The sequence below is a fragment of the Thiobacter sp. AK1 genome (genome assembly GCF_039822265.1).
GTDB lineage: Bacteria > Pseudomonadota > Gammaproteobacteria > Burkholderiales > Thiobacteraceae > Thiobacter > Thiobacter aerophilum.
Genome location: NZ_JBAJEX010000001.1, coordinates 56,698 through 70,400 on the forward strand (window position 1 = coordinate 56,698; position 13,703 = coordinate 70,400).

A 13,703-nucleotide genomic window follows, 5' to 3' on the forward strand; every position below is an offset into this window, starting at 1 on the left:
CGTTACATAAACTCACTCTCGATGAAACCAGTGCGCTTCACTAGCGCGTCCAGCTCCTTTAGCGTGGATAGCAATTCCTTCATGCGCGGTAGCGGCCAGGCATTGGGGCCGTCCGACAATGCGCGCTCCGGCTCCGGGTGGGTCTCCATGAACACACCCGCCACACCCGATGCAACCGCGGCACGCGCCAGCACCGGCACGAATTCCCGCTGCCCGCCGCTTTTCGTGCCCTGCCCGCCCGGCTGCTGCACCGAGTGGGTGGCGTCGAACACCACCGGACAGCCCGTCTCGCGCATCACGGCTAGGCCACGCATGTCCGAGATCAGTGTGTTGTAGCCAAAGGAGACGCCTCGCTCGCATACCAAGATGGTGTCGGCGCCACCATTGGCCGCCTTGGCCTTCTGCACCACGTTCTTCATGTCCCAGGGCGCAAGGAACTGCCCTTTCTTGATGTTGACCGGCTTGCCGGTGGCGGCCACGGCCTGGATGAAATCCGTCTGGCGACAAAGGAAGGCTGGCGTCTGCAGTACGTCCACCACCGCTGCCACATCGGGAATTTCCGCTTCCGTGTGTACATCCGTGAGGACCGGCACCCCGATCTGGCTGCGCACCTCCTCCAGGATCTTGAGGCCCTGCGCCATGCCCAGGCCGCGGAAGGACGCGCCGGAGCTGCGGTTAGCCTTGTCGTAGGAAGACTTGTAGATGAAAGGCACGCCTAGTTCGGCGCAGATCTCCTTGAGGGTGCCTGCGGTATCCAGCGCCAACTGGCGCGACTCGATGACACAGGGGCCGGCGATCAGGAACAGCGGGTGTTCCAGACCGACGTCGAAACCGCAGAGTTTCATGGGAGATCTTTCCGGGCTTGGGCGCGCTGGGTGAGGGCAGCGCGGATGAAGGCGGAAAACAGCGGATGGCCGTGGCGCGGGGTGGAGGTGAACTCCGGATGGAACTGTACCGCGACGAACCAGGGATGATCGGGTAGTTCGATCATTTCGCACAAGTGCTCTTCGCCGGTGGAACGGCCGCTCACGCGCAAGCCCGCCTGCTCCAGCTGCGCAAGCAGCGTGTTGTTCACCTCGTAGCGGTGGCGATGGCGCTCCACAATGAGATCCTTGCCATACGCGGCATGTCCGCGGCTGCCCGGTACGAGGCGGCATTCCTGGCCGCCTAGCCGCATGGTGCCCCCCAGGTCGGACATGGCGGAACGTTGCAACAATTTCCCGGAGCGGTCGCGCCACTCAGTGATCAGGGCCACCACGGGATAAGGTGTGTCGGGATCGAACTCGGTGCTGTGGGCGCCGGCCATGCCGGCCACGTGGCGCGCGAATTCGATCACCGCAAGCTGCATGCCGAGGCAAATGCCAAGATAGGGGATCTTGTTCTCGCGCGCGTAGCGGATGGCATTAATCTTGCCTTCCACCCCGCGCTTGCCAAAGCCACCCGGGACGAGGATCGCATCCATGTTTGCCAGAATGGCGAGATCGCCGCCTTCCAGCTTCTCCGAGTCGATGTAGTGGATGCGCACCCGACTGCGGGTATGGATGCCAGCGTGGACCAGCGCCTCGGAGAGGGACTTGTAGGACTCGGTGAGATCCACGTACTTGCCCACCAGGGCAATGTCCACTTCATGCTGGGGATGTTCCAGGGCATAGACCAGTTCGTCCCACACGCTGAGATCCGCCGGCGGCGGATTCAAGGCCAGCTTGCGGCAGACGATGTCATCCAGGTGTTGGTCATGCAGGATACGCGGGATCTTGTAGATGCTGTCCACGTCGATGGCGGAAATCACCGCCTCTTCCGGCACGTTGGTAAACAGCGCGATCTTGCGCCGCTCATCCTCCGGCAGGGGGCGGTCGGCGCGGCACAGCAGCACGTCCGGCTGGATGCCGATCTCGCGCAGTTCCTTCACGGAGTGCTGAGTAGGCTTGGTCTTGATCTCGCCAGCTGAGGCAATGTAGGGCACCAGCGTGAGATGGATGAAACAGGCATTGTCCCGCCCCACCTCGATCGCCATCTGACGGATGGCTTCGAGAAACGGCAGGGACTCGATGTCGCCCACGGTGCCGCCGATCTCCACCACCGCCACTTCTGCATCGCCCGCGCCGAGGCGGATGAAATGCTTGATCTCGTCGGTGATGTGGGGGATGACCTGCACCGTGCCACCCAGATAGTCGCCGCGCCGTTCTTTGCGGATCACGCTTTCGTAGATCTGACCGGTGGTGAAGTTGTTGCGCTTGGTCATCTTGCGGTTGATGAAGCGCTCGTAGTGGCCCAGGTCGAGATCGGTTTCCGCTCCATCCTCGGTGACGAACACCTCACCGTGCTGGAATGGGCTCATGGTGCCGGGATCGACGTTGATGTAGGGATCCAGCTTGAGCATGGTGAGCTTGATGCCGCGAGATTCGAGGATGGCGCCGAGAGACGCGGCGGCGATGCCCTTGCCAAGAGACGAAACAACCCCGCCTGTGATGTAGATGAATTTGGTCATGGAAAAGGCTGAAACAGACGGGAGTCCATCATACCGCAAAAGCCCCCCGCGGCCAAAAAAACTTGGCAGGGCGCGCGCCCTGCGCGGTTCAACCTAGATTATCCATTCTCTGGGTTGAAGGCAGCCGCGTGGGCACAGGCCACCGCGCCGGAGGACTTGCCAATCCCCACGGCGGCTGGCAGAATTAGTAACAATTCTCATTTGTAAATAAGAATGCCCTCATGGACACCTTGGCTAGCCTCAAACCCGGCGAGACCGCGATCATCACCGGGTTGCATTTCGACGAAGCCCTAAACGCGCGCCTCGCGGCCATGGGGCTACGTGTCGGCCGCCGCATCGCTCTCATCCGCCGTGCCTGCTGCAAGGGACCGCTGCAGGTGCGCGTGGGCAGCACCGATGTCATGCTGCGCCCACGCGAAGCCCGTCACATCGACATCGCGCGGACTTGAGCGTGAAGCGCATTGCCCTATTGGGCATGCCGAACACGGGCAAGTCCACGTTCTTCAATCGCCTCACCGGCGCCTCCGCCCGCGTCGGCAACTGGCCCGGCGTCACCGTGGATCTGTTGGGCGCCAAAGTGCTGCTTGGCGGCCACATGGTCGAGGTGGTGGATCTACCCGGCATCTACGATTTGCACGGCTTCTCCGACGACGAGCTGGTCGTCCGCCATTTCCTGGAACACAACCTGGTGGACCTAGTGGTGATCCTCCTCAACGCCACCCAGCTCGACCGTCAGCTCGCCCTCGCTTTGCAAGTGAAACAATTGGGTCTGCCTGCGGTACTTCTGCTCAACATGGCCGATGAGGCAGCCAAGTATGGCGTGACCATCGACACCCGGCGCATGGCGGCGGAGCTCAACATGCCGGTGGCGCTTATGTCGGCCAAGCACGGCCAGGGTTTTCAAGCAGCGGTAGAGACCATACGCCAACGGCTGGCGCAAAGCCGACCCGTGCAGCTGGAAAACCTGCGGCAGATGCTGGCGGAGGAGACATCCATCGAACAGCAGATGGAGCGTGTATTGGCCAAGGCGGTACACATTCCGCCACAGCTTGACGACGATCTCACCACGCGCTTGGATCGCATCCTGCTGCACCCGGTACTGGGGCTGCCGATCTTTTTCGCGGTGATGTACGGCCTGTTCCAGGCCATCTTCACCCTGGGCAAGCCGCTGCAGGACGGCGTGGCCTGGCTGCTTGCCGCTTTCAACCAAGCCGTGTTGACGCCCGTTCTCGCCGGTGCGCCGGCGTGGCTGTCCGGCTTGCTGATCGATGGCGTCTACAATGGCGTGGGCACGGTCGCCACCTTCGTTCCCATCATCGTGCTGTTCTTTCTGTTCATGGCCATCGTCGAGGACACGGGCTATCTTTCCCGGGCGGCGTTTCTCATGGATGCCCTCATGTCGCGCCTGGGTCTGGATGGGCGCAGCTTCGTGATGCTGCTCATGGGCTTCGGCTGCAACGTGCCCGCCATCATGGGTACACGGGTGATGCGCGCCCGCGCCCTACGCCTGCTCACCATGCTGGTGATCCCCTTCTCTCTGTGCTCGGCGCGGCTGCAAGTGTTCCTGTTCATCACCGCGGCCCTGTTTTCAGCGAAGACGGCACCCTTGGTATTGATGAGCCTGTATCTTCTGAGCTTTGCCAGCGCCATGCTCACGGCATTGTTGTTCAAGGGACGCTTTCGCAGTCATGAGCCGTTCGTGCTGGAACTGCCGCCCTACCGCTTTCCTACTCTGCGCCAGATGGTGCTACGCGGCTGGCAAGAGGTGCGCCACTTCCTGCGTCGGGCCAGCAAGTTCATCGTCGCTGGCGTGGTGATGGTCTGGTTGCTCACCCATTTGCCGCCGGGCGCAGCGCCCGGCAGCAGCGCCACCTGGGCGGGCCAAATTGGCCGCCTGCTGGCCCCAGTACTCGATCCGGTGGGAATCGACGGTCAGCTCGCCATCGCCCTCATCTTCGGCTTCGTGGCCAAGGAGATCGTGGTGGGCTCGCTAGCAGTGATCTACGGCCTGGAGGGAACGGCCCTCACCCAACACATGGCGCAGCATCTGACCTGGGCCCAGGCCTTTAGCTTCATGCTGTTCACCCTGGTCTACACGCCGTGTCTGTCCACCATCGCCACGCTGCGCAGCGAATCGCGCGACTGGCGCTTCACCTTGGCCACGGTAGGCTGGTCCCTGCTGCTGGCCTGGCTACTTAGTTTCGCCTTCTACCAGACAGTGCGCTGGCTGGGTTACTGAGGCCGCGCCAGGGCAAGCCAGGTTTCCACCACCGTGTCCGGATTGAGGGAGAGGCTCTCGATGCCTTGCTCGACCAACCACTGCGCCAAATCCGGATGGTCTGACGGGCCTTGCCCGCAGATGCCCACGTATTTTCCTGCCTGGCGGCAGGCGGCAATGGCCTGGGCGAGCAGCGTCTTCACCGCCGGGTTGCGTTCGTCGAAGGAGGCGGCTACCAGGGCCGAATCGCGGTCGATGCCCAGGGTGAGCTGGGTGAGATCGTTGGAGCCGATGGAAAAGCCATCGAAGTGTTGGAGAAATTCTGCCGCGAGGATTACGTTGGAAGGGATCTCGCACATCATGACCACCCGCAGTCCTTGCTCGCCCCGCACCAACCCTTGCTCCGCCAGCAGACTCACCACCGCCTGCCCTTCCTCCACCGTGCGCACGAAGGGAATCATGAGCTCCACATTGGTGTAGCCCATTTCCTGGCGCACTTTCTTCAGAGCGCGGCATTCCAACGCAAAGCAGTCGCGGAAGATGGGGGAGACATAGCGGGCGGCCCCGCGCAAACCCAGCATGGGATTTTCCTCGCGCGGCTCGTAACGTTCGCCGCCGATCAGATTGGCATACTCATTGGACTTGAAATCCGACAGGCGCACAATCACCGGCTTGGGCCAGAAGGCGGCAGCGATGGTGGCTACACCTTCCGCGAGACGCTCCACGTAGAATGTCACCGGATCGGCATAGCCCGCGGCCTGCGTTGCTACGGTTTTTTTGAGAACGTCCGGCAGGGCGGGATAGTCGAGGACGGCGCGCGGGTGCACGCCGATCATGCGGTTGATGATGAACTCCAGACGCGCCAGACCCACGCCATGGTTGGGAAGTTGCGCGAAATCGAAGGCGCGTTCCGGGTTGCCCACGTTCAGCATGATCTTCACCGGCGGCTCCGGCAGCGTGTCCAGACTGAGCTCGCGCACTTCCGCTTCTATCAGCCCTTCATAGACTTTGCCAGTGTCGCCTTCGGCGCAGGAAACGGTGACTGGCTGATCTTCCGTCAGCTTCTCGGTGGCATCGCCCGTGCCCACCACTGCGGGAATGCCGAGCTCGCGGGCGACGATGGCGGCGTGGCAGGTGCGCCCGCCGCGATTGGTGACGATGGCCGCCGCGCGTTTCATCACCGGTTCCCAGTCGGGGTCGGTCATGTCGGTCACCAGCACGTCGCCCGGCTGCACACGATGCATTTCCGCGGCTGACAACACGCGCCGCACCGGTCCGGCACCGATGCGGTTGCCGATGGCGCGTCCGGTCACCAACACGCGACCATGCCCTTTCAGACGGTATTGCCGCAGCACGTCCCGCGATGCGCGCGACTTTACCGTTTCCGGTCGCGCCTGGACGATGAACAGCTCCTGACTCAGGCCGTCCTTGGCCCATTCGATGTCCATCGGCCGACCATAGTGGTTTTCGATCACCACTGCCATGCGCGCCAGCGCCCGCACTTCGTCGTCCGTGAGGCAGAAACGACGACGGTCTGCTTCCGGCACGTCTTCGATACGCGTGCCCTGCCCACCTTCGCCGTACACCATACGCCGGGCCTTGGCGCCCAGCGCGCGGCGGACGATGGCGGTTTTCCCCTGGGCGAGCATGGGCTTGTGCACATAGAACTCGTCCGGGTTGACGGCACCCTGCACGACCATTTCGCCCAGCCCCCAGGAACCGGTGATGAACACCACGTCGGAAAAGCCAGACTCGGTGTCGAGAGTGAACATCACACCGCTCGCGGCGAGATCACTGCGCACCATCCGCTGAATCCCCGCCGACAGGGCCACCTGGGCATGGGTGAAGCCATGGTGCACGCGATAGGCGATTGCCCTGTCGTTGTAGAGCGAAGCAAATACTTCCTGCACGGCCTTTAGCACATTGGCTAGGCCCACCACATTGAGCAGCGTCTCCTGCTGGCCGGCGAAGGAGGCATCCGGCAGATCCTCGGCGGTGGCGGAAGAACGCACGGCGACGGACAGCTCGCCGGGAGTCGCCGCGGCCATTTTCCGCCATGCCTCGGCAATCTCCTGCTCCAGTCGGGGCGGATAGCGCCCTTCCTTCACCCAGGCACGGATCTGACGACCGGTTTCGGCGAGGGCCACTACGTCGGCCACGTCCAGGCGCTCGAGGGCTTGCGTGATGCGATCGGTCAGGCCATTGTGGGCGAGATAGTCACGAAAGGCCTGAGCCGTGGTGGCAAAGCCGCCGGGCACGCGCACGCCCAGATGGGACAGGGAACGAATCATCTCGCCCAAGGAGGCGTTCTTGCCCCCTACCCGGTCCACGTCGTGCATGGAGAGTTCTTCAAACCAAATGATGTAAGATGGTTCGCTCATAGAGGGGCCTCGTTGGCAACGGCGGGCACATGTCCATGTCTGTACGCCGCGTGTTTTTCGTTTCCGACCACACCGGGATCACCGTGGAAACACTTGGCCGTGGTCTGCTCAGTCAGTTTGATCATATTGAGTTTGTGCGCGAGACGCTACCCTTCGTGGACGACGCCAGCAAGGTGGAGGCGGCGCTGGCACGTATCACCGCCGCGGCGGCGGAAGATGGCGTGCGTCCCGTTGTAATCAGTTCCCTGGCCGACCCGGCACTACGCGACCGCTTGGCGCGTGCCCCCGCCCTGGTGATGGATGTGTTCGATCGCTTCCTACCCCCGTTGCAGGCTGAGTTGGGTACGCCTCCCGCGGGTGCAGTGGGTCGGCTGCATGGGGTGGGCGGTGCCTACGGCAGCCGCATCGACGCGGTCAATTTCGCCCTGGCCCACGATGACGGTCTGGGACAGCGTCTGCACCAGGCGGATGTGGTGTTGATCGGTGTCTCGCGCTGCGGCAAGACACCCACCTGTCTCTATCTCGCGCTGCAGTATGGGCTATATGCAGCCAATGTCCCACTCACTGCGGAGGATTTCGAGCGGGGACGGCTACCTAGTGCGCTGGATGTGGTTCGGGCGAAGCTGTTTGGCCTATCCATCCGGCCGGAACGTCTGCACCAGATCCGCGAGGAGCGACGTCCCGGCAGCAGCTATGCGGCGCTCGCCACCTGTCAGCGCGAGGTGCAGGCGGCAGAGGCATTGTTCCGCCGCCTGGACATTCCCTATCTCGATTCCACCAACATGTCGGTGGAAGAAATCGCCTCCAGCCTCGTGCACCGGCAGGGCCTACGGCCGCGCTTGTAACTGGCGCACCCTTTCGAACAGACAGACGGCTGCGGCCGCAGCCGCGTTGAGGGATTCGATGCCGCCTGGCATGGGGATGCGCACGCAGCACCGGGCCGCGGCGAGCAGCTCCGCGCTCAAGCCCGCGCCCTCGTTGCCGAAGGCGAAGGCGACGCGGCCACGCAGATCGAGATCGTAAAGAGAGGCGCGGGCGGCGAGACTGGTGGCGATCACCTCCCCTGGAAATGCCCGTGCCACCGCCACGAGATCGGCGTCTTCGTAAAGCGCCAGCGCGAACTGTGCGCCCATGCCGCCGCGCAGGGCGCGCGGTGACCAGGCATCGGCACAACCCTTGGACAAATACACGGCGTCGGCCGCGGCGGCCGCCGCGCTCCGCAGCATGGATCCGAGGTTGCCCGGATCTTGGATGTCTTCCAGCAACAAGGCGAGCCGCACCTCACGGCGAGGCGCCGTCGGAATCGCAATCAGCGTGAGCACGCCGCTGGGCGTATCCACCGGCGCAAGCGCATCCAACAAGGCATCGTCGAGAAGGGCGATGCGCCGCGCATCCAGTCCCGCAAGTAAAGCATGCGTGGCAACAGTGTCTTTTAGCCGCGCCGCGAGGAGCACCCGTTCCGGCACGCCGCCGGCGGCACGAAATGCTTCCAGCAGGTGCCAGCCATCCAGCACGGTCCGCCGCTGACGGCGGCGCTCGCGCGCCGAGGTCAAAAGCTTGCGCACGCTGCGCACCAGCGGATTGTCGGCTGAGCTGATACGCACCGGCGCGCTCACGGCAGACACACGCCCACCGACTCGGGCAGACAGATGCGACCATCGCTCCACAAGGCCAGACCGAGACGCGCATCCGTGAGATCCACGGCCTCAAGACGAGCGCCGCGCAGATCGGCGCGGGTGAGATCGGCATGCTTAAGGCTCGCGTAGGCCAGGTTCGCGCCCTGGAGGCTAGCGGCCTGCAAGGTGGCGCCTTCCAGATTGGCATAGCTCAGGTCGGCTCCACCCAGGTTGGCGTAGGCCAGCCGGGCAAGACTCAGGTTGGCGCTATTAAGATGGGCACCCGCGAGCATGGCGCTGGAAAGATCCACGCCGCGCAGCCAGGCACCGTTGCGGTCGCAGCCGGCCCAATTGACCTGGGGCCCGGCAGGCGCGCGGCAATCGGATGTGGCGCGCCCGAGATGTACCTCGATGGGACGCACCGGAGCGAACCGGGCCGCGGCCCAAATCACCAGCGCCGCCAGCAAGACGAGCAGCAATCCCATGCCCAGGAAGCGCTCGCGGCGGGCGGCGAGTTCCTGTTCCAGTTCCGCGTGGCGCTGGCGCAGCAGCTTGAGCTCGGCACGCTCCGGTGCGCGCCGTTCACGGCGGCTGCGTTTTTCCCCTGCGTCAGGAAACGGTCGCGGCTGGCGGGTGCGCCGGTCGGGTAGACGCCGTTCGTCCAACCAGCGCAGCCGCGCCCGCCGTCTTTCCTCCTGCCATTCCGGCAAATCCGTGGGCGGCCGTGCAGATTCCGCGCCGAGCCAATCTGTGCGCTGTCCAAGGGGAATCCAGGCGAGTCGGTCCAGGCTGATCTCGTCCTCCGGCCGCAGGCGACCCAACAGGAGATCACGCCGGAGCCACCTTTCCGGAAAAGGCCCACTCACCCGACCCTGCCGCCGCAGGTACCAGAGGCTTTGCAACTTCATGTCCGGCATGACGTGCATAATGCAAGGAAGATTGGGTATAGTGGCGACCGCACGCACGGAGTTTAACCCAGATCATCCATTAGACCGGCGCATGCCCCATGAACTGCAGGACAAATGGATAGTCTGGGTTTAACCCAGGATGTCCCTTGTCGAGGTTGACGAAAGTAGGTGATGGGCTCCGCCTGGACCGTCATTCCCGTGCAAGCGGCCAGGTCGCTGTGGCCGCAGCTCCACCGGTTCCTGGGTTATGGGTCGCCAGCGGCACCCGGAATGGCGACGAAGGCGCCCTTCCCGCGCAAGCGGGAATCCAGACCAACCTCGCCAAGGCGCGGGCGGGGTCCTGGATGCCGGCTCTCGTTTTGCTCGGTGGGAATGACGGTAGAAGCGTCATCCTGGCGGCAGCTCATTACGTGGCCATCCGCCGCGGTGACTGGTTGGCCTTGAGGCAAACGCCACTGGCGCCACCCGAGCCCGATCGATCCGCACGCCATGAGAATCGTCATCGTCACCCCCGCCGGCCCGCGCCAGCGCACTGGCAACCGCCAGACGGCCTTGCGCTGGGCACGCTTGCTGCGCCAACTGGGGCACCAGGTATGGATCGCCACGCGCTGGGAGGGCCAGCCGGCGGATTTGCTGATCGCGCTCCATGCGCGCCGTTCCCGCCGCTCCATCCACCGTTTCCACTTCCGCCATCCGACGCGTCCGCTGGTGGTCGTGCTCACGGGTACCGATCTCTACCGCGATCTCCCCCACGACGCGGCCGCGCGCCGCTCCCTGGACATGGCCAGCCGGGTGGTGGTGCTCCAGGAGGAGGGCCGCCGCGCTCTTTCGGGCCGGTGGCGGCGCAAGACCAGCGTGGTGTATCAGTCCGCGCCTGCCGGGCAACCGCTGCCGCCTGATCGAGACTTTACCGTCTGTGTGGTGGGTCACCTGCGTGAGGAAAAGGACCCTTTCCGCTGCGCCCAGGCTCTCTGCCATCTGCCCCCCACCTCGCGCATCCAAGTACGGCATCTTGGCCGGGCGCTGGATGGCGCCCACGAAACGCAGGCACGCTACCTGAATGCCAGCCTGCCTCGCTATCACTGGCTGGGGGAAGTGGATCGGCGCCAGGTGCGCGCCATCATGCGGCAAAGCCGCCTGCTGGTGGTGAGTTCCCGCATGGAAGGAGGCGCGAACGTGATCGCAGAGGCGCTGGCAGTGGGGCTGCCGGTACTGGCTTCGCAGGTGCCCGGCAACGTGGGCATGCTCGGACGCGATTACGCCGGTTATTTTCCAGTGGGCGACGAACGGACTTTGGCGATGCTTCTTGGCCGGGCGGAATCGAACCCGGCCTTCCTCGCATCGCTGGCCGCCCAGTGCCAGCGACGTGCCAGACGCATGACGCCGGCGCGTGAGCGACGGGCGCTTGCACGGGTCATCGACTCGGCCCGCCGCCGCGCTCAGAAACGCCACAGGTAGAGGCGTTGCCGGCCACCGGTTTCGATGATTTGGTCCGCGGCCACCCCGGGCACCGGAAATTCCACGCTGATGAAAAGGCTGCCGGGGCGCATTTCGGCACGCACCTTCTGCCACAGCTGTGGCATGGCCGCCGGCGAGAGGTAAGCGAACACCAGGTCGTAAGACTCAAGAGGAAGGCGCCAAAAGGAACCCCAGCGCAGTCGCAGATTGGCTAAGCCCCAGGCGCGCATACAGCTCGCCAGCCAGGGCAGCGGCGCCGCCTCGATGCCTTCGAATTGCAGATCCGGGCGGCGACGCGCGAGATACAGGAGCGGCCCGCCTAGACCCGCGCCTAGATCCAGCACCCGCCCGGAGACCGGCAGGTGCGCTTCGATGGCCTGCCACACAGGCTGCCCCGACAGGTAAAGGGGCACGCGGCTGCGCCAGGTGCTCCAATAGATCAGGCTCAGCAGCAAGAATGCGGCCAGAAACCACGCGGGCGCGATCTCCAGCGAGGCCACCAATAGCAGTGCAGGGACGAAGCCAAACTGGATGGGCAGCCACCACCAGGGCAAGCGCAAGGCGGCGGCGAACGTGGTCGCGCCGAGACTGTGGAGCAGAAACCAAGCTGCGGCGGGTAAGGCAAAGAAGAAAGCCAGGGTGGCCACCGCCAGACCCGCCCCCAGCTGAGCCAAGGCAGCCCGCAGCGCCACCGGCCAGTGCCGTGGCCCGTTCCCGAGCCGTGTCGGTTTAGGGGCGGGCGGGAGGGATGGCCGCATCCGGATTGGCCTTCAGGGCCTCGGCCGACAGCTCGAGTTTGCCGCCATCGCTGCGCACCGCCTGTTCCGTGCGCTTGTTCATGACGATGATGCTGATGCGACGGTTGATGGGATTGAAGGGATCGTCCTTGTCAAAGGGCACCGCCGAACCCAGACCCACCACGCGCAGGATCTTGCCTTCGTTGATGCCACCGTTCACCAGTTCCCGGCGCGAGGCATTGGCGCGGTCGGCCGACAACTCCCAGTTGCTGTAGCCCCGCTCGCCACCCGAGTAGGGCGTGGCGTCGGTATGGCCCGACAAGCTGATGGTATTGGGTACGTCGTTCAATACCTTGGCAATCTCGCTCAGGATCGCCCGCGCGTAAGGTTCCAGCACTGCGCTGCCCACCTTGAACATCGGGCGGTTCTTCTCGTCCACGATTTGGATGCGCAAGCCCTCGCTGGTGATGTCGATCAACAGCTGCTTCTTGAACGGCTTGAGGGCGGGATTGCTGTCGATGAGTTTTTCCAGCTTGTCCTTGAGTTTCTCCAACTGCTGGCGCTCCAACCGTTCCTGCTCGGCACGCGCGGCCTCCAGGTTCACGGTTTTCTTCTTCTGGGGCGTGTCGGTCTTTTCCACCTGGCCGGTTTTGCGTGATACATCGGTGCCGCCACCTTTGATCACGGATGAGGCATCCCCCGCCCCACTGCCACCGGATAGGGAAATCTTGAGGGGCGCCTTGAAGTATTCGGCGATACCCTCGCGTTGGGCCTTGGTGGTGGAACCCAGCAGCCACATGAGGAGGAAGAAGGCCATCATGGCGGTGACGAAGTCCGCATAGGCGATTTTCCACGCACCCCCATGGTGGCCATGGGCGGCCTTCTTGATCCGCTTGACGATGATGGGACGTTGGGAATCGTCACTCATGGCGCGTCACTTGCCTTTGCGGCTCTTCACTTCTTCCTCCAGCTCGCTGAAGCTGGGCCGTTCGGTGGAGTAGAGCACTTTGCGCCCGAATTCCACCGCCATCTGCGGCGCATAGCCATTAAGGCTAGCGAGCAGGGTGACCTTGATGCACTCCAGGAACTTGGTTTGTTCCGCGAGGCTGTGCTCCAGGCGTGTGGCCAGTGGCCCGACGAAACCATAGGCGAGCAGGATACCGAGGAAAGTTCCCACCAGGGCGTGGGCGATCAGCATGCCTAGCTCGGAGGGTGGCAGGCCCACCGATTCCATGGTGTGCACCACCCCCATCACGGCGGCGACGATACCGAAGGCAGGCATGGCATCTCCCAGCTTGGTCAAGGCATTGATGGGCACCTCTCCTTCGTGATGATGGGTTTCGATCTCGTTGTCCATGAGGTTTTCGATTTCGAAGGCGTTGAGACTGCCGCTCACCATGAGGCGAAGGTAGTCCGTGATGAAGTCCATCACATGGTGGTCAGCCAGGATGGCTGGGTATTTAGAGAACAGTGGACTCTCCTGGGGCGACTCCACGTCGCTCTCGATGGACATCAGGCCTTCCTTGCGCACCTTGGCCAGCACCTCGTAGAGCATGGACAAAAGATCCATGTACAACGCCTTGTTGTACTTGGAACCCTTGAACAGTTGGGGCAGGGCCTTGAGGGTGGCCTTCATGGGCTTGCCGCCATTGGCCACCACGAAGGCACCGACGGCGGCCCCACCGATCATGAGGAGTTCCAGGGGTTGCAGCAGCGCGGCGATGTGACCGCCGGAGAGGATGAAGCCGCCCAGCACGGAGCCGAGGACGACGATGTAGCCGATGATGACGAACATGAGCCAGTCTCTATAGCGAACGAAGAGGCGGCAGCTTGTCGGGATCAACCGTGCGGCTAGGCACGGACTGCCTAAAGACAACTACGGCATGAATACTGCGAT

At 63.8% G+C, this 13,703-nt stretch carries 12 protein-coding genes; 4 read left to right on the forward strand and 8 right to left on the reverse strand.

Features of this window, described 5'->3' with window-relative positions; all coding sequences use genetic code 11:
* Window positions 1-2 precede the first annotated feature (2 nt).
* Window positions 3-845 carry a 3-deoxy-8-phosphooctulonate synthase gene (gene kdsA / locus V6E02_RS00335; protein ID WP_347306029.1) on the reverse strand — a complete coding sequence of 281 codons (843 nt, stop codon included), beginning with the start codon at window positions 843-845 and terminating at the stop codon, window positions 3-5.
* Window positions 842-2,488 carry a CTP synthase gene (gene pyrG / locus V6E02_RS00340; protein ID WP_347306031.1) on the reverse strand — a complete coding sequence of 549 codons (1,647 nt, stop codon included), beginning with the start codon at window positions 2,486-2,488 and terminating at the stop codon, window positions 842-844. Before pyrG ends, kdsA begins: the two co-directional genes overlap by 4 nt.
* A gap of 221 nt (window positions 2,489-2,709) precedes the next feature.
* Between pyrG and V6E02_RS00345 the strand changes: the two genes are divergently transcribed.
* Both V6E02_RS00345 and feoB read left to right on the forward strand, forming a co-directional pair.
* On the forward strand, window positions 2,710-2,937 hold the full coding sequence (locus tag V6E02_RS00345) for a FeoA family protein (protein ID WP_347306033.1): 228 nt from the start codon (window positions 2,710-2,712) through the stop codon (window positions 2,935-2,937).
* Window positions 2,938-2,939: 2 nt separating this feature from the next.
* The gene (gene feoB / locus V6E02_RS00350; protein ID WP_347306035.1) at window positions 2,940-4,727 is read left to right on the forward strand and encodes a ferrous iron transport protein B; all 1,788 of its coding nucleotides are present in this window, start codon (window positions 2,940-2,942) and stop codon (window positions 4,725-4,727) included.
* On the opposite strand, the gene ppsA is transcribed toward feoB, so the two are convergent.
* Window positions 4,721-7,087, reverse strand: coding sequence for a phosphoenolpyruvate synthase (ppsA, locus tag V6E02_RS00355; RefSeq protein WP_347306037.1), 2,367 nt, complete (start codon window positions 7,085-7,087; stop codon window positions 4,721-4,723). The genes feoB and ppsA overlap by 7 nt on opposite strands.
* A 29-nt stretch (window positions 7,088-7,116) precedes the next feature.
* Between ppsA and ppsR the strand changes: the two genes are divergently transcribed.
* Complete coding sequence (gene ppsR, locus V6E02_RS00360) at window positions 7,117-7,932, forward strand: posphoenolpyruvate synthetase regulatory kinase/phosphorylase PpsR (protein WP_347306039.1); 816 nt, start codon at window positions 7,117-7,119, stop codon at window positions 7,930-7,932.
* On the opposite strand, the gene V6E02_RS00365 is transcribed toward ppsR, so the two are convergent.
* Window positions 7,915-8,712 (reverse strand): TrmH family RNA methyltransferase, encoded by a 798-nt coding sequence (locus V6E02_RS00365; protein WP_347306041.1) that lies wholly within the window; start codon window positions 8,710-8,712, stop codon window positions 7,915-7,917. The two genes, ppsR and V6E02_RS00365, sit on opposite strands and share 18 nt — an antisense overlap.
* Entirely contained in the window at window positions 8,700-9,620 is a 921-nt protein-coding gene (locus tag V6E02_RS00370; protein ID WP_347306043.1) for a pentapeptide repeat-containing protein, read from the reverse strand. The genes V6E02_RS00365 and V6E02_RS00370 overlap by 13 nt, the downstream gene beginning before the upstream one ends.
* 480 nt (window positions 9,621-10,100) lie before the next feature.
* On the opposite strand from V6E02_RS00370, the gene senB reads away from it, so the two are divergent.
* Window positions 10,101-11,069: a selenoneine biosynthesis selenosugar synthase SenB gene (senB, locus tag V6E02_RS00375; protein WP_347306045.1), complete on the forward strand. Its 969-nt coding sequence runs from the start codon at window positions 10,101-10,103 to the stop codon at window positions 11,067-11,069.
* Here senB and V6E02_RS00380 read toward each other — a convergent pair.
* From V6E02_RS00380 to motA, 3 genes are read right to left on the reverse strand one after another with little or no spacing between them, the layout of a single operon-like run.
* On the reverse strand, window positions 11,051-11,761 hold the full coding sequence (locus V6E02_RS00380; RefSeq protein ID WP_347306047.1) for a class I SAM-dependent methyltransferase: 711 nt from the start codon (window positions 11,759-11,761) through the stop codon (window positions 11,051-11,053). The two genes, senB and V6E02_RS00380, sit on opposite strands and share 19 nt — an antisense overlap.
* 37 nt (window positions 11,762-11,798) lie before the next feature.
* Window positions 11,799-12,734, reverse strand: a complete 936-nt coding sequence (motB, locus tag V6E02_RS00385; protein WP_347306049.1) for a flagellar motor protein MotB — start codon at window positions 12,732-12,734, stop codon at window positions 11,799-11,801.
* Between the two features lie 6 nt (window positions 12,735-12,740).
* A complete protein-coding gene (motA, locus tag V6E02_RS00390; protein WP_347306051.1) occupies window positions 12,741-13,601 on the reverse strand; it encodes a flagellar motor stator protein MotA in 861 nt (286 codons plus the stop codon).
* Window positions 13,602-13,703: the final 102 nt, after the last annotated feature.